This window comes from Streptomyces sp. NPDC087440, from assembly GCF_044744005.1.
In the GTDB taxonomy this organism is placed as follows: Bacteria; Actinomycetota; Actinomycetes; order Streptomycetales; family Streptomycetaceae; genus Streptomyces.
On record NZ_JBIUXN010000002.1, the window covers coordinates 596,781 to 615,153 of the forward strand.

Below are 18,373 nucleotides of genomic sequence, written 5' to 3' on the forward strand. Positions count from 1 at the left end.
CGCATACCTCCAGTGCGCGCCCGTCCGGCGGCCCGCGCGACCGCAGTGATCGCCCGTACGCCCGCCGAAAGCGCCCCCCGGACCGCCGGGGAGCCGCCCCACCGGCCATATCAGGCCCTTCCCGCCCCACGGGGCACCTTCCGTCCCATGTACTCCGTTCGAGTGAACCTGGTTCAGGGGGCGGTCTTGCCCCGGACCGTCACGACCTGTCACCGTGCGGTCCGTACGCTGACACGTGATGCCCTAACGGGCCACACTGGTAGGCACATTGAGAACCGCGTGTGGGGGGCGACATGGCACTCGGCTACACCCGACGCACCGGCATGCTGCCCGTGGAAGTGACCGGTTTCGTGGGGCGGGTCTCCGAGCTCGACCACGTCCGGGAACTGCTGCGGCGCTCGCGTCTGGCCACGCTGATCGGGCCGGGCGGCGTCGGCAAGAGCCGTCTCGCGCTGCGCGCGGCGCTGTCGCTGAAGGGCGACTACGACGACGGGGTCGTGCTGGTCGAACTGTCGGCACTGCACGACCCCGAGCTGCTGCCCAGCGCGGTGGCGAGCGCCTTGGGGCTGCCCGAGCAGTCCGGGCGGGTGGTCGTGGACGTGGTGGTCGAGCACCTGGAGGCCCGGCGGGTCCTGCTCGTCCTGGACACCTGCGAGCACCTCCTCGACGCGTGCGCACTGCTCGCGGACCTGCTGCTGCGCGAGGCGCCCGGCGTGACGGTGCTGGCGACCAGCCGCCAGCCCCTGGACGTCCCGGGCGAACACACCCTGCCCGTCCCGCCGTTGGAGGACGTCGACGCCGTCGAGCTGTTCGCGCAGCGCGCCGCCGCCGTCGTCCCGGGCTTCCGGGTGGACGACGCCAACCGCTCCGACGTCCTGGCCCTCTGCCACCGCCTGGACGGCATCCCGCTCGCCATCGAGCTGGCCACGGTACGGCTGCGGGCCCTGCCCCTGACCCAGCTCACCGCCCGCCTGGAGCACCGCTTCCAGGTCCTCACCGGCGGGCGGCGCAGCGCCGCCCTGCCCCGCCACCAGACACTCCGTACCGCCATCGACTGGAGCCACGAGCTGTGCTCCCCGCAGGAGAAGCTGCTGTGGGCCCGGCTGTCGGTGTTCGCCGGTTCCTTCGACCTGACGGCCGTCGAGGAGGTCTGCTCGGACGACGAGGGCGAGGGGTACGGGAACGACGCCTACCAGGAGGGACACGGGGGCGCCGCCCGCCAGGACGGCTCCGGCGGCCTGCTGCCCCGCGAGGAGATCCTGGAGCACCTGATAGGGCTGGTCGACAAGTCCGTGGTGCTGCGCGACGGCGACGAGGGCGCGCGCTACCGGCTGCTCGACACGATCCGCGAGTACGGGGCCGACACCTGCGGCTCCGCCGAGCGCGAGCGGTGCAGGCGCCGCCACCGCGACCACTACCTGGGCCGCGCCTCGTACTTCTTCGAGATGCTGCTCACCGCCGAACAGGTTCCGCTGTACTGGCAGTTGCACCGCGACATCGCCGACCTGCGCAGCGCCCTGGACTACTCGCTCTCGCGCCCCGACGGGGTGCGCCCGGCGCTGGTGATGGCGGCCCGGCTGTGGCCGTTCTGGTCGACGGCCGGGCTCTTCGCGGAGGGCCGCTACTGGCTCGACAAGGGCCTGGTGCAGGAGAGCGAGCCGTCGCGGGAGCGTTCCCAGGCCCTGCTGTGGGGCAGCCTGCTGGCCGTGATGCAGGGCGACGTGGGGGTGGCGCACGCGGGCTTCACGGAGACCATGGAGGTCGCCCGGGCGGCCCATTCCGAGCTGGACCGGATGCTGGCGCTCGGCTACCTCGGCGGGCTCTCCTGGCTGTTCGGGGACTTCGAGAAGGGCCGCGAGTCGCTGACCGAGGCGCTCGCCGGGCTGGTGCGCATCGACGACCCGCTGGGCCTGGTCATCCACCACTACCAGAGTTCGTACGTCCAGGCCCTGATACGGCGTTCCGACGACTCGGACGCGCACGCCGACGAGGCCCTGCGGCGGATCTCGGCCGCCCCCGGTGACGGGGTCGGCGAGTGCATGATCACCAGCCAGGTGCTGGGCATCAAGGGCATGGCCGCCTGGACGCGCGGCGACTGGCCCGAGAGCGTGCGCTACGCCCTGGAGTCCCTGCGCCTGAGCCGGGAGCTGCGCGACCACTTCGCCGCGACGAACTCCCTGGAGCTGCTCGCCTGGGGCTCCGCCGAGACCGGCCGCCACCGGCTGGCCGCCTGGCTGCTGGGCGCCTGCTCCGAGCAGTGGCGCAAGATCGGCTCGCCGATGATCGGGGTGGCGATCTACCAGGACGACCACTCCCGGGTGGAGTCGGCCGTACGCGAGCAGCTCGGCGAGGCGGAGTACCGGCTGCTCTTCGAGCAGGGCGCGAAACTGGCGCTCGACCAGGCCGTCGAGCTGGCCCTGACCGGTGCCTCCCGCCCGGTGACGGCCACCACCCCGGCCGAGGGCACGTCGTCCCTGGACCACCTCACCCGGCGCGAGCGGGAGGTGGCGGCGCTGATCTCGGCGGGGCTGACCAACCGGGAGATCTCGGAGCGGCTGGTCATCTCCAAGCGGACGGCGGACGCGCACGTCGAGCACATCCTCGCCAAGCTGGGCTTCTCCTCGCGCACGCAGATCGCGGCGCTGGCGGGGGAGGCGGCGACGGGACCCGGGCCCGGCCGCCTCGGGTCCTCCGGGGCCCCGAAGTAGCCGCCGCTACTCGGCGGACCGCCGTACGTACGGACCCGTATCCGCCGCTACTCGGCGGACCGCCCCACGTACCGGGCCACCGCACTGATCACCGCGTACGCGAAGAACAGCGCGAGGAGGACCTGCGCGGCGACGGGCAGGTCCGGGCCGGTACCGGCGGTGGCGGCAAGGGTCGTGCTGATCGCAGTCATGGGGCCCGTGTGCCCCCGTAACCGCCCGCGGGAACGCCCGCCCGCCCGGGCTCCGCCCGTACGAGCGACGCCGCCCCGCACCCGTTCGAGGCGCCACCGGGCCTGTTCGACGGCCCGCATCACAATTTCGCCGACCGCCGCATTGGCAGGACTGAAAACGCGATGATGGGGAAAGCGCGTCAGCAGAGCACCGGGCATCACGGGGGACGTCAGGTGTACGACAGTGGACGGGTGGTGCTAATGGTGCGGGAAGCGACAATGACGGTGACCATCCCCTTCAGTGCCAGCGCGACGTACGACGGCGCGCCGGGCACGATCGGGGAGGCCCGCGATTTCGCCGAGGACTTTCTGCTGCGGGCCGAGGCGCTGCAAGGGGTCACGGTCACGCCGAGGACATCGGGCACGGTCAAGCTGGTGGTCAGCGAGCTGGTGACGAACGCCGCGAAGTACGCCCCCGGCCCCTGCCTGCTCGACCTCTCCGTCGACCGGGGCCGCACGGGCCGCCCGGACCTCCAGATCACCGTCTGGGACACCGACGACAGCCTCCCGCAGCCCGGCGCCCCGGACCCGGAGCGGATCGGCGGCCACGGGCTGGAGCTGGTGCTGGCACTGGTGGAGCGGTACGACATCCAGCGGATGGCCGGAGGGAAGCGGGTGCGGGTGCACCTGCCGCTCGACTGACGCGCTCTCCGGGTGCACGGCCCCGAAGTGCACGGCCCCGAATTCAGCCCCGTAAAACCGCATAAAGCCCCACAACTCCGGCGGGAGTAGGGTAATGGAAACTTAAAGTTGATCAGTTTCCGCTCCCCTGGAGGACCCCATGGGAACCCGCCGCTCCACCCTCCCCGGCATCGGCACCCAGTACGACTTCACCACCGAGGAGGGCCGGCACCTCTCCGTGGTCGTCCACCACGACGGCCGCCGCTTCATCGGCTTCTACGACCGCGACGACCCCGACGCCTGCCAGCAGGCCGTCCCCCTCTCGCAGGACGAGGCCACCGCGCTCGCCCACCTCCTGGACGCCGCCCCCATCGACGCGGTCCGCACCGACGGCATCGACCTGGTCACCGAGCACATCCCGGTCACCTCCAAGTCCCCGTACGGCGGGAAGCTCCTCGGCGACACCAAGGCCCGTTCCCGTACCGGAGCCTCCATCGTGGCCGTCCTGCGCCGGGCCAGCGCCCACCCCTCCCCCGAGCCGGACTTCCGCCTCGCCATCGGCGACACCCTGGTCGCGGTCGGCACCCGCGAGGGCGTGGACGCGCTGGCGGAGATCATCGCGGGCGCGCCAGCCGGCGACGACGACTGAGCCGGACGGGAACCCAGCATGCACAACACCACCGCCCTCCTCATCGAGCTCGGCGCGGTCATCCTGGCCCTCGGGATCATCGGCCGCCTCGCGGGCCGCATCGGCCTCTCCCCGATCCCCCTCTACCTGATAGCCGGTCTCGCCTTCGGCCACGGCGGGCTCATACCCCTCGACGCGAGCGAGGACTTCACCGCCGTCGGCGCCGAAATCGGCGTGATCCTGCTGCTCCTGCTCCTCGGCCTCGAATACAGCGCGAGTGAGCTGGTCAGCAGCCTGAAAACCCAATACCCCTCCGGAATAGTCGACTTCCTCCTCAACGCGGTCCCGGGCGCGGTCGCCGCCCTCGTCCTGGGCTGGGGCCCGGTCGGCGCGGTGGCGCTCGCGGGCGTCACCTGGATCTCCTCCTCGGGCGTCATCGCGAAGGTCATGACCGACCTCGGCCGCCTCGGCAACCGCGAGACCCCCGTCATCCTCGGCGTCCTGGTCATGGAAGACCTCGCCATGGCGGTCTACCTGCCGTTGCTGACGGCCATGCTGGCGGGCGTGGGCCTCGCGGGCGGCTCGGTCACGCTGCTCATCTCGCTCGGTACGGTCGGACTCGTCCTGTACGCGGCCCTGCGCCACGGCCGCCTGATCAGCCGGGCGGTGTCCTCGGACAACCCGGAGATGCTGCTCCTGGTCGTCCTCGGCCTGACCGTCCTGGTCGCGGGCGTCGCCCAGCAGCTCCAGGTGTCGGCGGCGGTCGGGGCCTTCCTGGTCGGCATCGCCCTCTCCGGCGAGGTCGCGGAAGGCGCGCACAAGCTCCTCGCCCCGCTCCGGGACCTCTTCGCCGCCGTCTTCTTTGTCTTCTTCGGCCTGTCCACGGACCCGGCGGACATCCCGCCGGTACTGATCCCGGCGCTGATCCTGGCGATCGTCACGACCTTCACGAAGATCGGCACGGGCTGGTACGCGGCGCGCCGCGCCGGAATCGGCCCGCGCGGCCGCCTGCGGGCGGGCGGAACGCTCGTCGCCCGGGGCGAGTTCTCGATCGTCATCGCGGGCCTGGCCGTGGCCACCGAACCCCGCATCGGGCCGATCGCGACGGCGTACGTCCTGATCCTGGTCATCATCGGCCCGCTGGCCGCACGCTGGACGGAACCCCTGATCACGCGGATGCAGGGCCGGGGCAAGAAGCGGGTGGCGGGGCCGCCGACGCTGGAGGACATGATCGCGGCGGAATCGCCTGCGGCGCCTGCTGCACCTGCGTCGCCTGCGTCGGAGCCCTCGCGCTCGTAGGACGAGGTAATGCCGGAGGCCGGACCCTCTCACGCCGTACGGGTCCGGCCTCCCGGTGTGTCAGCGGGGCGCGACGGCCGCCAGTTCGTCCACGGTGCCCGCCATGATGACGCGGACGTGCTCGGTGATCAGCTCCACCGGCCAGTCCCACCAGGCGATCTCCACGAGCCTCTTGACGTCCTCCTCGCTGAACCGCTTGCGGATCAGCTTGGCCGGGTTGCCGCCGACGATCCCGTAGTCCGGCACGTCCGACACGACCACGGACCCGGCGGCGACGATCGCCCCGTGCCCGATCCGCACGCCCGGCATGACGGTCACGCCGTACCCGAGCCAGACGTCGTTGCCGAGGACGGTGTCGCCGCGCTGCGGGAGGTCCATCAGGAGGTCGACGTTCGGCCCCCAGGCCCCGCCCATCGTGGAGAACGGGAAGGTGGAGGGCCCGTCCATGCGGTGGTTGGCGCCGCCCATGATGAACCGCACGCCGGTCGCGATGGCGCAGAACTTGCCGATGCGGAGGCGGTCGGGGCCGTAGTGGTGGAGGACGTTCTTCGTCTCGAAGGCGGTGGCGTCGTCCGGGTCGTCGTAGTAGCTGTACTCGCCGACGTCGATCAGCTCCGACTGGACGAGGGGCTTGAGGAGGACGACGCGGGGGTGGCCGGGCATGGGGTGCAGGGTGCTCGGGTCGGTGACGGCCAACTCGGCCCCGGTCTTGGTCTCTTCGGTCATGGGGTCCCCCCTGGTCGTCAACAATTGATCACCCAGAACCTCTCATGTCCCGTTCCTTCCGGACCACTTGATTCCTCCCACGCCCCCCTGACGGGGCGCTCCGAAGCAGTGGACCGGTACGTGTACGCCGCCGCCCCAGTCCTGCTCGCCCGAGCCCAGCCGCTCCCACCCCGCGTGGACGTAGAAGGCCACCGAGGCCGTGTCGCCGGACACCACATCCAGGACGGCCCGGCGGCCCATGCCCCGTGCCCGCTCCCCCGCCTCCCGCAGCAGCGCCCGACCCGCACCCAGCCCCCTCGCCCGGGGGGAGACGAAGAGGCGGGCCACGACGGCGACCTGCTCGGAGGAAGCGGCGAGGTTCGGGGCCACGTCGCCATCCCCGGGCGGCCCCAGTGCAACGTGGCCGATGAGGCCCAAGCCGGGCATCTCCGCCACCCAGGCCCCGCAACCGGAGCCCGCCGCCACCCAACTCACCGGGTCCGCAGGCCAGTTGCGCGGATAGCCGCCGGCCGTGTGGACCTCCCGGAGGACCTCCACACACGCCCCGACATCCCCCGCACCCCGTTCTCGTAACCTCACAGCACCACCCCGTGCTCCCTCAGCCACGGCATCGGGTCGATGCCCGAGCCCAGTTGCGGCGTCACCCGCACCTCGAAGTGGAGGTGCGGACCGGAGACGTTACCGGTGCGGCCACTGAGGCCGATCGTCTGGCCCGGGACGACCCGCTCACCCGTGCGTACGCCGAAGACGGACAGATGCGCGTACTGGGTGAAGTAGCCGTTGGCGTGGCGCAGGATGACCTGGTTGCCGAAGCCGTCGCCGCAGCCGACGAACTCCACCACCCCCTCCCCCACGGCCCGTACCGCCGCCCCGTCGAAGACCGCGAAGTCCTGGCCCGTGTGGCGGTGCTTCCAGCGGCCGCCCGCCTCCGCGAAACCGGAGGAGAGGGGGGCCGGGTCGACCGGCTTCACCCAGGCCGGGGCCACAGCGCGGTCGGCCGGGGGTGGCGGGCCCAGCGGGGCCACCTCCGCCGCGCCCCCGCACGCGGGGCCGGGCGCGCCCCCGGACGCCACCCACCCCCTGCCGTCCTTCGCGGCCTTCGCCGCCGCAGCCGCAGCGGCCGCCGCGAGGGCCGCCCGCCGGGCCTCCTCGGCGATACGGAGCCGCTCCTGCGCCTCCTTGAGCTTCCGCTCGATCTCCTCCCGGGCGGCGGACTGCCGGGCCAGTTCCGACTTCAGCCGGGCCAGCGCCGCCGTCGACGCCGCCCGGTCCCGCGCGAGCCGCGCCTGGGAGTCCCGTACCCGCGTCATGAGCGTGTCCGTGGCGTGCCCGCCGCGCCGGGCGAGCGACAGCCGCTCCATCATCAGCTCGGGCGACGGAGCCGTCAGGAACCGCACCGCGACGACGACCCCGCCCCCACCACCCCGGTACTGGCTGCGCGCCAACTCACCCATCGCCGACCGCAACTGCTCCAGGCGCGCCCGCTCCGCCTCCTCCGCGCCCTGGAGCCGTACGACCTCGCCCCGCCCCCGCTCCACCGCCTTGCGGGCTGCCTCGTGCGCCTTGACGGCCACCGACGCCTCCCGGTACAGCCGCTCCACCTCCGCCGCCTCGGGCACGGGCTCCAGCCCCCGGGCGTTCGCGCTCGCGCCCGCCCCCACCACCAGACAGCCCGCAACCGCCACCGTCACCGCACACCTTCGTGTGAATTCGTGTCGTCGCATTGACCGACTGTGACAACCCGACACCCGATCAGCCCCGCACCGCCCCCGGGGGCGCGCGACAGGGTCACTCCGGTGCAGCAACCCGGACGCCGCTCCGTCCTCCCCTCCGGGCGCCGCCGGGAGGACTCGATCGGCCGACGGGCGTTCGCGGGGGGGCCACAGGAGGTACGCCGCCTCAGAAGGCCGGTTCCGGGTACGCGGCGGGGGCGGGCGGTGCCCAGACCTGGTGCGGGTTCTCCTGGCGGAGGGCGGCTTCCAGTTGGGGGTAGGTGCGGCGGCAGGCGGGGCAGAGGGTTTCGTCGCCGACGGGGCGGAAGGCCAGGCCGCAGCATTCGTCGCAGGTACGGAGTGCCTTGTACGGGTTGGCAGCGGCCACCGGCGGGGTGGCGTCCCGGAGGGCGTCGGAGGCGGCGAGGGTGGGTCCGTCGGGGACGTTGCGGCGCAGGCGGCTGGTGACGAACCCGGCGGCGTTGTGGATCGGGGTGGCGGGCAGACCGTGGGTGAGGGCCTGGTGGACCTCCCACACCGGGACCCCGCTCCGCAGCTTCTCGGCGACGACTCCGGCGAGGTAGCGGACGTTGCGGAAGGTCAGGCGGAGGTCGGTCCGGACCATGCCGAGTTCCCTCAGCAGGCGTTCGGCGACGGCGAATTCGGGGCCGGGGGTGGTTTCCGGGGTGTCCGCCTCCGCTGCCTGCTGGCTGGGTGGGCGGGTGGGGTATGTCTTGCTGTTCGTCTGAGAAGTACCGGTAGAACCGCCGACGGACGGTGCGCTCGGCCGTCCGACGGTCGGACGGTGACCGTCGGAGGAGAGCCCGGCGGTTCCGCCTTCGCGCAGTGCCCGGAACTGTTCTTCGGAGAGCGGCACGTTGCTCACCCACTGGTCGGTGACCCACCGCCCGCCGCCCACCTGGTGGCGGTGGTCGTGCACGTATCCGTACTGGACGAGCTGCTTCTTGATCCGCTTGTACGCCCCCGGGCTGATCCCCAGCTCTTCGGCGTGGCGTGCGAGCGGCAGGTGGGTACCGTCGGCGGAGGGCAGCAGGTCGCCTACGTAGGCGAGGAGGAGGCGGGTGTCGGGGTCGAGCTCCGTCCGCCGGAACAGACTCTTGGCAACCTTCGCGAACGCGCGAGAGGGCGAGATAGCATGCAGAAACATTCCTGGGGCTCCGTTAGCGCCTTGGGTTTGAGGCCCTCGCTCGGTGTTGCTAGCACCAGGCGGGGGCTGCTCTACGCGCCGAACCGCACGCGGAGAGTGATGACGCGGTCACCGTAACGCATCAACTCCACTCTGCGTGACTGGAGTTGGTGAATCGGTCGATCACGGACACAGACGTGCACGTACGGTCTTCCCGCGATCAGGATCCGATCTCAGGAACCAGCTCAACTCGCCCAGGCTGCGGACCAGTTGGAGACCGCGCCCGCCGTCGCAGCCGTCACCGGAGGGCCGGAAGCCCTCCACCGGGTCGGACACGTCCACCAGCAGCGCACCGTCCTCCAGCAGCGCGAGCCGCAACCACGCCACCCGGCCGGGCACTCGGGCATGCCGGACGGCGTTCGTCACCAGCTCCGAGACGACGAGTACGGCGTCGTCCACATCTCCCGCCCACCCGAGGACGGTCAGGCAGGTGCGGGCCCGCGTGCGGGCGAGCCTGACCGCGCGGGGGGTCAGGGCGCACTCGGCGGACCACTCGCGGGTGACCGGCGGGGGCAGGGTGGCGGAGGCGGGTGTACATCCGAACGCCGGTTCCCACGGCGGAACGACGTGTGTTCCGTCTGCGCTCAACTCGGCCCGGGTAGGGGACAGTTCGACCCCCGCAGGTTCGCTCATCATGCGTGAAAGGCTGTCAGCGGGCGACTACCGTCGGTACTCCAGCCGACCCGTAGAAGTGAACTTGCGGATCGGTGAGGAATCCGATGCGGCCCGGATGGGGAGCCTTGAGACCCCGATGAGGGCTCGGTGAGGTTCGCTGCGGGAAGGCGGGAACGGCATGGGAGAACAGGGCAACGGTAGTCGGGGGAAGCCGCTCATCTGGAAGCTCTTCGGGCTTCAGCAGAAGGCGTTGCGCAACCTTCGTGGGATGACGCAGGAGCAGTTGGCGACGGCTACGGCGCGTAAGTATTCGCTGTCGACGGTCCAGAAGGTGGAGGCCGGGTCGATCAGGCCGCAGCCGGATTACGTCACGGACGTGGACCATGTGCTGCGGGCGGAGGGCGTGCTCATCGCCTTGCTGGAGGAGCTGGCCCAGCCCGGCTATCCAGGCTTCTTCGAGGAGTACGTCGAGACGGAGGGCACCGTAACCCGGCTCTACAAGTACGACGCAGTCTCGATCAGCGGCCTCCTACAGACCGAGGCGCACGCCCGTGAAGTCCTCAGCTCATTCATCCCACTGATGGAGGACGACGACATCGAGGCCAATGTACGGGGCCGGATAGGGCGTCAGAAGCTGCTCACCCGTAAGCCCTCGCCCATCCTCTGCTTCGTCATCGAGGAACATGTCCTGCGGAGGCCGATCGGCGGAAGGGCTGCCCACCAGGAGCAGTTGGAGCACATCGCCTCCTGCGCGCGAATGCGCAACGTTTCCATCCACGTGATGCCCATTTCGGTCACGAGGCACGTCGGGCTCGACGGGTCGATGACACTTCTGGACACCGCCGATGGCCAGTCGCTCGCGTACGTGGAATATCAAGGCCCAGTGGGTGGCTCCACCTTCTACAGCCTCCCCAAAGAGGTCAGCGCCTTGGAACAGCGGTATGCAATGATCCGATCCGATGCACTCCCGACGAAGGAGTCGCTGATGTTGATCGAGGAACTGGCAGGAGCGCTATGAGCAACGGAACCCCCAACTCAGCCTGGTTCAAGTCCAGTTACAGCGGCAACGCAGGCGGCGACTGCATCGAGGTCGCACACGGCTGGCACAAGTCCAGCTACAGCGGGAACGAAGGCGGCCAGTGCGTCGAGGTCGCGTACGCGGGGTGGCAGAAGTCCAGTTACAGCGGCAACCAGGGCGGCGAGTGCGTCGAGATTGCCACCTGTGCCTGTGCTGACGTCCACGTGAGGGACAGCAAGCTCGGTGACGCCTCTCCCACCTTCGACGTGCGCCCCGCCAGCTGGGCGGCCTTCGCCTCCTTCGCGGCGGCCCACACGGTCTGACCCGTACGACATCCGAACGGGGTCCCGCCAGAACTGGCGGGACCCCGTTGTGTACGGCGGGGGCGGCTGGGGCCTGTCGTTTGGATCAGGTGCCCGAAGTGGCAGGCTGTGCAAGGCAGTTCAGGCTGGCAGATGGTTCCGTGAAAGCGTCGCTGCTACCGTTCGATCCATGATGGTCAACATGCCCACCGGGCTCGGCAGGCCGGCGCGGGACAACTGGCTCATGCTGCTGTCATCGGTCGACCCGTCGGAGAGCGGCAGGCGAGCCTTCGACGGCTTGTACGCCGACTTCGGTGCCCGCATGGACCTTTCGCCCGGCGATTGGGTTCTTTCGGTCATCGGCGAATCGGACCCCGTCGTCCAGGTCCGCCTGTACGAGGTGTCCGCCAGTGGCCGTCTCGCGGAGCGTGGTTCTTGGGCCGCGTCCGCCCAGCCCAATTGGATCCTTGAGGTGCGGGACAGCATCGCGGCCCTCGTCAATCCGAGCCATGAGGCGCTCATGCGGGCATACGAGAGCCCGGAAGGACGGGCGGCGATGGAGCAGGTTCGCAAGCGCCTCAACCCTTAGGCATATTCGCCTGGATCAGTCGGTCGTTGGAGCGGGTGTGACGTTGGCTGGTGCGCAGGGGGCCCACTTGCCGGGAGGTGATGGCCGGCCTGCGCGATCCCAGACAGCGCGGTCGTCCGCGCACCCCCGCGAGATCCGCGACCCTCTGCGCAGACGCGGCATCCGGGCGGTGATTCCGGAACGGGCCGACCAGCGGGCCAACCGCCGGCGACGCGAACCGGCCGACGGCAGGCCACCGGCCTTCGAGCGCGAGGCGTACAAGCAACGCAACACCGTCGAGCGGTGCATCAACCGCCTGAAGCGGTGGCGCGGTATCGCTAGGCGCTGCGGGAGTTCGTTCCTGTGCGGCGAGATCACCACTCACCTGATCCAGCGAAAAAAGAAGCCACCCAAAAGCACTTTCATTGGGCGCACAATATTGTGCGCCCAATGAAGACTTCTCCGTCGCTACTTCCTCTTTTGCGGTCGCAGCTCCAGGGAGACCTGCTGGCGCTCACCTTGCTGCACCCCGAACAGCCCTACACGCTCGGCGACTTGGCCGAGCAGTTACGGGTCTCCCACACCTCCGTACTGCGTGAGGTCAACCGGCTCATCGAAGCCGGAATCCTGACTGACCGGCGGGTCGGCCGCACGCGCCTGGTCACCGTCCGGACCGACACTCCCCTGGCCCGCCCCCTCACCGATCTCATCGCCGCCGCCTTCGGCCCGGTCCCCCTGCTGACCGACGCCCTGAGCGAGGTACCGGGAGCGACCCGGGCGTACCTCTACGGCCCCTGGGCCGCCCGCTACAACGGCGAGAACGGTCCGCCGCCCACCGACATCGACCTCCTCGTCGTCGGCGACCCCGACCCCGACGAACTCTCGGCAGCGATCGTGCAACCCGCCCACCGCCTGCGCCGCGAAGTCAACGTCCACCTCACCACCCCCGCCGCCTGGTCCACCCCGACCGACGACCCCACCCTCGCCACCATCCACGCCCAACCCCTCGTCGAACTCCCCCTCACCCACACCCCGATCACCACCTGGGGCACCTGGGACTGACCCGCCAACTCCGCCAGCCCCAGGCCCCGCAGGCTCGGGGCCGCGTGACTCACCCAGAGGCTCGCCCCGTCAGCCCGAACCCTCCGGGAAGGCGTTCAGGTCGGAGTCGAGGCCGTGCGCAAGCGATCCGAGGTGGTCCATGGAGGCAAGGTCCTTGGAGCTCTCCAGGGACCCGGAGGACGCAGGGCCCTCGGGGTCCCGGAGGCTGAGCGCGTCGTCGCCCTTCGTCACCAGCGGCACGCTCGTCAGAACGGGAACGGACGGCGGCTCCGGGCTCCGGGACGCGGCCAGATCGGCAGCGGAGGCGGCCGAAGCGCCGGTGGCGAGGGCGGTGAGGGCGAGAGCAGCTGAGGCGAGGGCACGCTTGGCATGATTCATGCCCCCCTCAACGATCAAGCCGAGGCGTGGTCACACGACGGGTCGACCGTCTGCGGCACCGGTCACCGGGCAGGGCGCGGGCGTCAGGCGAAGTCCCGGTGGCGTCCCACCCGCGTGGTGAGCAGGTAGAGCGGGGGCAGGACGGCCGCCGTGCACACCACCCACAGGGCCGTGTGGGTTCCCGCACACGTGGCCAGCACGCCCGCCGTGAGCGCGCCGACCGGCTGCGCACCCCAAGAGACAAAGCGCACGGTGGCCATGACCCGGGACAGGAGCTCCGGCGGCGACTGCGTCTGCCGGTACGTGCGGGTGGTGATCGAGCCGATGACGACGCCGAAGGCGAAGCCCGCGTTGCCCAGGGCGAACCAGTACGCGTCCGCGGCACTCGTCGTCAGCGGAATCAGCGCCGCAGCGGCGACACCGCCCGCCAGCGAAACCCCGACGACCCCGCGCGCGGTGCCGAACCGCCGGGTGATCCGTACCGCCACCGTCGACCCGGCGAGCGCGCCCACACCGTCCATGGCGAGCACCAGACCGAGCTGGGCCGGCGTCAGCCCGGCCTCGCGGACCAGGTAGAGGGGAGTGAGCGCGACCAGCGCCGCGCACACGAAGTTGGTGGCGGTCGCCCAGAGCATGCACGGCAGCATCACCGGGTGCCCCGTCACGTACCGCCAGCCCTCCCGGATCTGCCGCAGCGCACTGGCGCCGGTACGAGGGGCGGGGCGGCGTTCGGGGAGGGTGCGCAGCAGCACGGCGGAGACGAGGTAGCTCGCGGCGTCCACGAGGAGCGCGCCGACCGGACCCGCCGCCTGCACCAGGAGGCCGCCCGCGGAGGGGCCGCCGGTCTCGGTGACGGCACCCGTGCCGGACATCAGGCTGTTCCGCGCGGCGAGCTGCCCCGCCGGGACGACGGCGGGCAGGAAGGTCGAGTTCGCTATGTCGAACAGGACCGTGCAGGCGCCGGTGACCAGCGCGGCGAACAGCAGGTGCGGATACGTGAGGGCGTCGAACCACCAGGCCAGCGGCAGCGACCCGAGCGCGGCGAACCGTACGAGGTCCAGGCTGACTTGAAGCCTGCGCAGCGGTACGCGCTGGGCGACCACCCCGGCCGGAAGGCTCAGCAGCAGCCAGGAGATCTGACCGGCGGCGGCGAGCAGGGTGGCCTGGAGCGCGGTCGCGTCGAGGACGGTGAGAGCGACCAGAGGCAGGGCGAGCGCGGTGACCGCAGTGCCTGCGTGGCTGACGGTGGAGGCGGCCCAGTAGCGCCAGAAGTGGCCGGTGGGCGCCGAGGGAGCGGGGGCGGTGGCGGCAGGGGCGACAGGTGTCGCGGCCGGGGGCGGGCCGGGGTCCGGGCGGACAGGTCCCGGGGCCGTCGGGGTCGCGCTCATGCCGTGTCCTTCTCCGCCGAAGCCAGTGAGTCTCCATATGAAACTCACTCGTACGACTGAGTTTCTATCGGGAACCGACCCGGTGGCGCAAGATGGTTCCGAGGACTGAGGACCGACACACCACACCGCATCCGACAGGAGACCCATGGCCAGGACCGTTCCCGAGCGGGATGCCGCCTGCGCGATCGCCCAGGCGGCGGCCGTGATCGGCGACTGGTGGAGCCTGCTCCTGGTGCGGGAGACCGCGCGCGGGCACCACCGGTTCGACGCGCTCCTGGGGGAGCTGGGGATCTCCCGGAAGGTGCTGACCGAGCGCCTCACACTGCTGGTGGAGGCGGACGTCCTGGAGAAGGTCCCGTACCAGCACAACCCCGTACGCCACGAGTACCGGCTGACGGAGCGCGGGCGGGGGCTATTGCCCGTGCTGCTGTCGATGCAGGACTGGGCGGACCGCTGGGTGCTCGGCGACGGCTCGCTGAGCGGCACGGCCGACGAGGCGAGCGCCGAGGCGCGGCGGGTGGCGGGCCTGGTGGGCGAGCGGCTGCCGCGCCTCGAACTGCCCGGACACGTGGACGGGGCGCCGACGGACCCGGTGGCGGAAGGGGCCGCGGCCACCGTCCTGTTTACCTACCCGGCGACGGGCCGCCCGAGCCCGCTGCCGGACGACTGGGCGTCCATCCCCGGGACGATCGGCTGCACGCTGGAGAACCGGCTGTTCCGCGAGGCGTACGAGGACTTCCGGGCGGCGGGCGCACAGGTGCACGGCGTGAGCACCCAACGCCCGGACGAGCAGCGGGTGTTCGCGGTGGAGGAGGGCCTGCCCTTCCCCCTCCTCTCCGACGTCGACCTCCGCCTCTCGGCGGCCCTGCGCCTGCCGGTGTTCCGCGCGGGACAGGCACTGCGCCTGAAGCGGGCGGTCCTGGTGGTGGACCGCGACCGCGTGGTGCGCCACGCACGCTTCCCGGTGACGGACATCCCGGACGCGGTCCGGGAGGCCTTGGACACGGCACGCAGCCTGGCCGCCGGAACCGCCCCGGCCTGACAGGCACCTCCGGAGACATACTGTCGCGACACCAGCGCCCTGGCCCGTCTCGTGCGCGGCGACGCCGAGCCGTACGGCTGGGACCAGGCCGCAGCGGCAGGACTCATCGCCACCTGCCCGCTGACGGACCTGGAATTCTTCTTCAGCGCCCGGAGCGCGGCTGACCCGGGCCTGTCGACCTCGTCGTGGCCGCGACTGCGGAGCTCCAGGGCCTCACACTCCTGCACCGCGACCGCGACTTCGAGCGCGTGGCGGCCGTCACCGGGCAGGCACTCCAGTGGTACGGCCCGCCGCCGGGCGCCAAGTAGCGCGGTCTTCACCCGGGGGGACCCGGCACGGCCGGCTACGCGCCGCCTGCCGCGTATCAGCCCACCGCGCCCAGGATCGGCGTCCACGCCGGGCCCGTGAGGGCGGTCGCCGCCTGGTGCGGGGTCAGGGGAGGGGCGGGGCGGTTCGGCTTGCGGGGGGTTGTGGCGTCGGCGGGCGCGGCGGCGGCGTTCCACTGGACGAGCTGGACCTGTGCTCCGGTGGATTTCACGGTGACCGTCGTCGTCCAGCGGTAGGCGGTCGGGCCGTCGGCGGGGTCCTTGTCGGCGATCTTCTCGGACATGACGAACGCGCCGCCGGGGAGGGTGGGGCTGCTGGGCAGCTCGGTGAGTTCGCAGGTGTCGCCGATGTCAGGGTTGCCGAAGGTGTTCTCGCAGGTCAGACCCTCGCCGTCGGTGAGCGGGAGCTGGAGGCGCATCGCGGAGACACCGACCTGGGCGGGGCCGCCGTGGCCGTCGTCGACCAGGAGGCTGCCGTTGGCGACCTTTCCGGCGGAGGGGTTGGAGGGGTCGTTGCTCTGGCCCTCCTTCCCGCTGAAGCGGCTGCCGGGGTACGTCTTCTCCAGGGCCCGGATCATCTCCGTACCCGAAATCGCGGAGCGGGGCATGGCGAGCGCCACCGGCTCGATGTCGGAACTCCCGGCGGAGCGGGCCGCGTTGAGGGCGCCGGGGGCCACCAGGCCCGCCACGGCGATCAGGGCGCAGGCGCCGACGCCCGCCCCGAGGTTGCGCCGGTTGCGGCGGCTGCGGCCGCGCCGGACGGCGTCGGCGGTCAGGCGGGTGAGGTCGGGGGCGAGGTGCTCGGTCGTACGGTCGAGGGCGTCCGCGAGGTGCGAGGCGAAGGCGTCGTCGGGCATGCGTGGGTCACCTTTTCGCTGGGTGGGGGCGGTGGAGGGCTCAGTGCTGCGGTACGAGGTCGGCGAGGGTGTCGCCGAGCAGGGCCCGGACCCGGGTGAGCGCCCGCGTGCTCTGGGAGCGGACCGCGCTGCTGCTGAGCTTCAGCATGTGCGCGGTCTCCTCGATGCTGTGGCCCTCCCAGTAGCGGAGGAGGAGAACGGCCCGGTCCCGGGGCGGGAGTTGGGCGAGTGCGTCCAGCAGGGTCAGGCGCAGGGCGGTGTCCGGTCCGGTCGCCGCGCTGTCGGGCATGTTCCCGGTGGGCCGCTCGCCGGTGCTGCGGCGGCGCTGGAGCGTGAGGAAGGTGCGGACCAGGACGGTCTGCGCGTACGCCGCCGGGCTGTCGGCCCGGGCCACCTTCTTCCAGTGCACGTACACCCGGCTCAGGGTCTCCTGGACGAGGTCCTCCGCCAGGTGCGCGTCGCCCGCCGCGAGGGCGTACGCCGACCGGTGGAGCGCTCGCGCCCTCGCCGTCACGAACTCCAGGTACTGGTCCTCCTGCGCTGCCTTCACTCGGCCCCCGCCTGCTCTCTGTCGCTGTGATCCGCGTGCATACCCCTGCTGACTACGCGGGGCGGCAGGATGTCGCGCACCACGGGCGACCACTTTCGCGGCCGGGTGCCGGGGGAGCCCGCTAACTCCCGGCCAGCCGGTCCCGTACGCGTGCGGCGGCCTCGTGCAGGAGGGGGGTGATGCGGGGGTCGGCCGCCGCCTCCGGGGTGTGCAGCTTGATGTGGCGGGCCTTCTTGCCGGTGCCCTCCAGCAGGGCGCCCGCCTCGGAGTGGGCCGCCAGCTCCGCGCCCTCCGAGAACATCAGGTTCACATGGCGGGTGTGCAGGATCAGGCCCGCGAACAGGCCCTTGTACGTGCCGGGGGCGAAGGTGAAGCCCAGGAGACGGGCGGAGGGGTCCACCTCCTCGGACGCGTCCGGGACCGCGTCGCGGATGATCTCCCGGGCGCGCCGCGCGATCCCGGCCACCTCGTCGGAGGCGGCGTCCAGCAGTACGTCCCAGCCCTCAGGGCCCTGTCGCGTCATAAGGGGGACACTAACGCCCGAAACCGTCCCACTTCTGAGCGCGACGTCCCGGCCCCGCCGCCGCTCGCTCACTCCCCCGCACACGCCGCCTTGCGGAACGCGTCCGTCGAGCCCGTGGTGTAGACATCGGGGTCCGCCGCCGTGGCGTACCGCACCTGGCCCGGCTTCAGCGCGGCCAGGTCCTCCGGGGTGAATTCCACGGGCAAGGTCGACCAGGAGCTGTCCTCCGTCGCCCCGTAGAGGGCGTACGTGACGTGCGGGGTCAGGGGCTTCGGCGGACGCTGCGCGGCCCAGTCGCCCGTGGCCTCGCCGGACAGCGGCCAGGTGGCGAACTCCGTCGGGGTCCCGGACCTGCGCCAGGTCGCCTCGGGAGGCGCCTCGGGGTCCTTCGCGGGCACGTACAGCAGCACCTGGTCCATCGGTGCCTCGCACGACTGGACGACCCCCATCGGCCGCCCGTCCCTCCCCACCGTCACTCCGGTCAGGCCGGACACCGGCACCGTGCACCCCGTGAGGAGGGCAAGCAGGGGCAGGGGCAGGACGAGGAGTGCTCTGCGGTGTGTCAACGTCGGTCCCCCCGAGGGCCGTTGGGTACGGCGACGCGCCCCCGCCG

Annotated in this window: 21 protein-coding genes and 2 pseudogenes; 11 read left to right on the top strand and 12 right to left on the bottom strand. The window is 71.7% G+C overall.

The genetic code is table 11. The features are described 5' to 3' along the window. Window positions 1–293: 293 nt before the first annotated feature. On the top strand, window positions 294–2,708 hold the full coding sequence (locus ACIO3O_RS07540; protein WP_401743090.1) for an ATP-binding protein: 2,415 nt from the start codon (window positions 294–296) through the stop codon (window positions 2,706–2,708). A 47-nt stretch (window positions 2,709–2,755) separates the two neighbouring features. On the opposite strand, the gene ACIO3O_RS07545 is transcribed toward ACIO3O_RS07540, so the two are convergent. Next, window positions 2,756–2,899, bottom strand: coding sequence for a hypothetical protein (locus ACIO3O_RS07545; protein WP_401743092.1), 144 nt, complete (start codon window positions 2,897–2,899; stop codon window positions 2,756–2,758). 258 nt (window positions 2,900–3,157) lie between these two features. Here ACIO3O_RS07545 and ACIO3O_RS07550 point away from each other — a divergent pair, with 258 nt between their 5' ends. From ACIO3O_RS07550 to ACIO3O_RS07560, 3 genes are all read left to right on the top strand, one after another. Further along, a complete protein-coding gene (locus ACIO3O_RS07550) occupies window positions 3,158–3,580 on the top strand; it encodes an ATP-binding protein (RefSeq protein ID WP_401743095.1) in 423 nt (140 codons plus the stop codon). A 139-nt stretch (window positions 3,581–3,719) separates the two neighbouring features. Continuing rightward, window positions 3,720–4,208: a cation:proton antiporter regulatory subunit gene (locus ACIO3O_RS07555; RefSeq protein ID WP_401743098.1), complete on the top strand. Its 489-nt coding sequence runs from the start codon at window positions 3,720–3,722 to the stop codon at window positions 4,206–4,208. An 18-nt stretch (window positions 4,209–4,226) separates the two neighbouring features. Next, on the top strand, window positions 4,227–5,486 hold the full coding sequence (locus ACIO3O_RS07560; protein ID WP_401743101.1) for a cation:proton antiporter: 1,260 nt from the start codon (window positions 4,227–4,229) through the stop codon (window positions 5,484–5,486). A gap of 60 nt (window positions 5,487–5,546) precedes the next feature. On the opposite strand, the gene ACIO3O_RS07565 is transcribed toward ACIO3O_RS07560, so the two are convergent. From ACIO3O_RS07565 to ACIO3O_RS07585, 5 genes are all read right to left on the bottom strand, one after another. Continuing rightward, entirely contained in the window at window positions 5,547–6,212 is a 666-nt protein-coding gene (locus ACIO3O_RS07565) for a CatB-related O-acetyltransferase (protein WP_401743104.1), read from the bottom strand. Window positions 6,213–6,254: 42 nt separating this feature from the next. Next, window positions 6,255–6,818 carry a GNAT family N-acetyltransferase gene (locus tag ACIO3O_RS07570; RefSeq protein ID WP_401743107.1) on the bottom strand — a complete coding sequence of 188 codons (564 nt, stop codon included), beginning with the start codon at window positions 6,816–6,818 and terminating at the stop codon, window positions 6,255–6,257. After that, window positions 6,788–7,903, bottom strand: a complete 1,116-nt coding sequence (locus ACIO3O_RS07575; RefSeq protein ID WP_401743109.1) for a peptidoglycan DD-metalloendopeptidase family protein — start codon at window positions 7,901–7,903, stop codon at window positions 6,788–6,790. The genes ACIO3O_RS07570 and ACIO3O_RS07575 overlap by 31 nt, the downstream gene beginning before the upstream one ends. Window positions 7,904–8,111: 208 nt before the next feature. Further along, window positions 8,112–9,092: a hypothetical protein gene (locus tag ACIO3O_RS07580; RefSeq protein ID WP_401743112.1), complete on the bottom strand. Its 981-nt coding sequence runs from the start codon at window positions 9,090–9,092 to the stop codon at window positions 8,112–8,114. Between the two features lie 162 nt (window positions 9,093–9,254). Then, a complete protein-coding gene (locus ACIO3O_RS07585) occupies window positions 9,255–9,767 on the bottom strand; it encodes an ATP-binding protein (RefSeq protein ID WP_401743114.1) in 513 nt (170 codons plus the stop codon). Window positions 9,768–9,924: 157 nt separating this feature from the next. Here ACIO3O_RS07585 and ACIO3O_RS07590 point away from each other — a divergent pair, with 157 nt between their 5' ends. From ACIO3O_RS07590 to ACIO3O_RS07610, 5 genes and pseudogenes are all read left to right on the top strand, one after another. Continuing rightward, window positions 9,925–10,764, top strand: a complete 840-nt coding sequence (locus tag ACIO3O_RS07590) for a helix-turn-helix domain-containing protein (protein ID WP_401743116.1) — start codon at window positions 9,925–9,927, stop codon at window positions 10,762–10,764. Then, window positions 10,761–11,087 carry a DUF397 domain-containing protein gene (locus ACIO3O_RS07595; RefSeq protein ID WP_401743117.1) on the top strand — a complete coding sequence of 109 codons (327 nt, stop codon included), beginning with the start codon at window positions 10,761–10,763 and terminating at the stop codon, window positions 11,085–11,087. The genes ACIO3O_RS07590 and ACIO3O_RS07595 overlap by 4 nt, the downstream gene beginning before the upstream one ends. Before the next feature lie 169 nt (window positions 11,088–11,256). After that, window positions 11,257–11,655 carry a hypothetical protein gene (locus tag ACIO3O_RS07600; protein ID WP_401743119.1) on the top strand — a complete coding sequence of 133 codons (399 nt, stop codon included), beginning with the start codon at window positions 11,257–11,259 and terminating at the stop codon, window positions 11,653–11,655. A 127-nt stretch (window positions 11,656–11,782) separates the two neighbouring features. After that, a pseudogene (locus ACIO3O_RS07605) lies at window positions 11,783–12,022 on the top strand (IS5/IS1182 family transposase); the annotation flags it as partial. Between the two features lie 62 nt (window positions 12,023–12,084). Next, window positions 12,085–12,696: an ArsR family transcriptional regulator gene (locus tag ACIO3O_RS07610; RefSeq protein ID WP_401743120.1), complete on the top strand. Its 612-nt coding sequence runs from the start codon at window positions 12,085–12,087 to the stop codon at window positions 12,694–12,696. Between the two features lie 69 nt (window positions 12,697–12,765). On the opposite strand, the gene ACIO3O_RS07615 is transcribed toward ACIO3O_RS07610, so the two are convergent. After that, entirely contained in the window at window positions 12,766–13,074 is a 309-nt protein-coding gene (locus ACIO3O_RS07615) for a hypothetical protein (RefSeq protein ID WP_401743121.1), read from the bottom strand. Between the two features lie 83 nt (window positions 13,075–13,157). Beyond that, window positions 13,158–14,462: an MFS transporter gene (locus ACIO3O_RS07620; protein WP_401743122.1), complete on the bottom strand. Its 1,305-nt coding sequence runs from the start codon at window positions 14,460–14,462 to the stop codon at window positions 13,158–13,160. A 145-nt stretch (window positions 14,463–14,607) separates the two neighbouring features. On the opposite strand from ACIO3O_RS07620, the gene ACIO3O_RS07625 reads away from it, so the two are divergent. Beyond that, on the top strand, window positions 14,608–15,504 hold the full coding sequence (locus tag ACIO3O_RS07625; RefSeq protein WP_401743123.1) for a winged helix-turn-helix transcriptional regulator: 897 nt from the start codon (window positions 14,608–14,610) through the stop codon (window positions 15,502–15,504). 39 nt (window positions 15,505–15,543) lie between these two features. After that, window positions 15,544–15,812 (top strand): annotated as a pseudogene (locus tag ACIO3O_RS07630) (PIN domain-containing protein). Window positions 15,813–15,868: 56 nt separating this feature from the next. Here ACIO3O_RS07630 and ACIO3O_RS07635 read toward each other — a convergent pair. From ACIO3O_RS07635 to ACIO3O_RS07650, 4 genes are all read right to left on the bottom strand, one after another. Further along, entirely contained in the window at window positions 15,869–16,687 is an 819-nt protein-coding gene (locus ACIO3O_RS07635; protein WP_401743126.1) for a hypothetical protein, read from the bottom strand. Window positions 16,688–16,727: 40 nt separating this feature from the next. After that, window positions 16,728–17,237, bottom strand: a complete 510-nt coding sequence (locus tag ACIO3O_RS07640; RefSeq protein ID WP_401743128.1) for a SigE family RNA polymerase sigma factor — start codon at window positions 17,235–17,237, stop codon at window positions 16,728–16,730. 121 nt (window positions 17,238–17,358) lie between these two features. Beyond that, window positions 17,359–17,760 carry a DUF1801 domain-containing protein gene (locus ACIO3O_RS07645; RefSeq protein WP_401743129.1) on the bottom strand — a complete coding sequence of 134 codons (402 nt, stop codon included), beginning with the start codon at window positions 17,758–17,760 and terminating at the stop codon, window positions 17,359–17,361. A gap of 68 nt (window positions 17,761–17,828) precedes the next feature. Then, on the bottom strand, window positions 17,829–18,326 hold the full coding sequence (locus tag ACIO3O_RS07650; RefSeq protein WP_401743132.1) for a hypothetical protein: 498 nt from the start codon (window positions 18,324–18,326) through the stop codon (window positions 17,829–17,831). Window positions 18,327–18,373: the final 47 nt, after the last annotated feature.

Coding starts and splice junctions, on each gene's coding strand:
- ACIO3O_RS07540 (WP_401743090.1), top strand. CDS start 294: ATGGCACTCGGCTACACCCGACGCACCGGCATGCTGCCCGTGGAAGTG.
- ACIO3O_RS07545 (WP_401743092.1), bottom strand. CDS start 2,899: ATGACTGCGATCAGCACGACCCTTGCCGCCACCGCCGGTACCGGCCCG.
- ACIO3O_RS07550 (WP_401743095.1), top strand. CDS start 3,158: ATGACGGTGACCATCCCCTTCAGTGCCAGCGCGACGTACGACGGCGCG.
- ACIO3O_RS07555 (WP_401743098.1), top strand. CDS start 3,720: ATGGGAACCCGCCGCTCCACCCTCCCCGGCATCGGCACCCAGTACGAC.
- ACIO3O_RS07560 (WP_401743101.1), top strand. CDS start 4,227: ATGCACAACACCACCGCCCTCCTCATCGAGCTCGGCGCGGTCATCCTG.
- ACIO3O_RS07565 (WP_401743104.1), bottom strand. CDS start 6,212: ATGACCGAAGAGACCAAGACCGGGGCCGAGTTGGCCGTCACCGACCCG.
- ACIO3O_RS07580 (WP_401743112.1), bottom strand. CDS start 9,092: ATGTTTCTGCATGCTATCTCGCCCTCTCGCGCGTTCGCGAAGGTTGCC.
- ACIO3O_RS07585 (WP_401743114.1), bottom strand. CDS start 9,767: ATGATGAGCGAACCTGCGGGGGTCGAACTGTCCCCTACCCGGGCCGAG.
- ACIO3O_RS07590 (WP_401743116.1), top strand. CDS start 9,925: ATGGGAGAACAGGGCAACGGTAGTCGGGGGAAGCCGCTCATCTGGAAG.
- ACIO3O_RS07595 (WP_401743117.1), top strand. CDS start 10,761: ATGAGCAACGGAACCCCCAACTCAGCCTGGTTCAAGTCCAGTTACAGC.
- ACIO3O_RS07600 (WP_401743119.1), top strand. CDS start 11,257: ATGATGGTCAACATGCCCACCGGGCTCGGCAGGCCGGCGCGGGACAAC.
- ACIO3O_RS07610 (WP_401743120.1), top strand. CDS start 12,085: ATGAAGACTTCTCCGTCGCTACTTCCTCTTTTGCGGTCGCAGCTCCAG.
- ACIO3O_RS07615 (WP_401743121.1), bottom strand. CDS start 13,074: ATGAATCATGCCAAGCGTGCCCTCGCCTCAGCTGCTCTCGCCCTCACC.
- ACIO3O_RS07620 (WP_401743122.1), bottom strand. CDS start 14,462: ATGAGCGCGACCCCGACGGCCCCGGGACCTGTCCGCCCGGACCCCGGC.
- ACIO3O_RS07625 (WP_401743123.1), top strand. CDS start 14,608: ATGGCCAGGACCGTTCCCGAGCGGGATGCCGCCTGCGCGATCGCCCAG.
- ACIO3O_RS07635 (WP_401743126.1), bottom strand. CDS start 16,687: ATGCCCGACGACGCCTTCGCCTCGCACCTCGCGGACGCCCTCGACCGT.
- ACIO3O_RS07645 (WP_401743129.1), bottom strand. CDS start 17,760: ATGACGCGACAGGGCCCTGAGGGCTGGGACGTACTGCTGGACGCCGCC.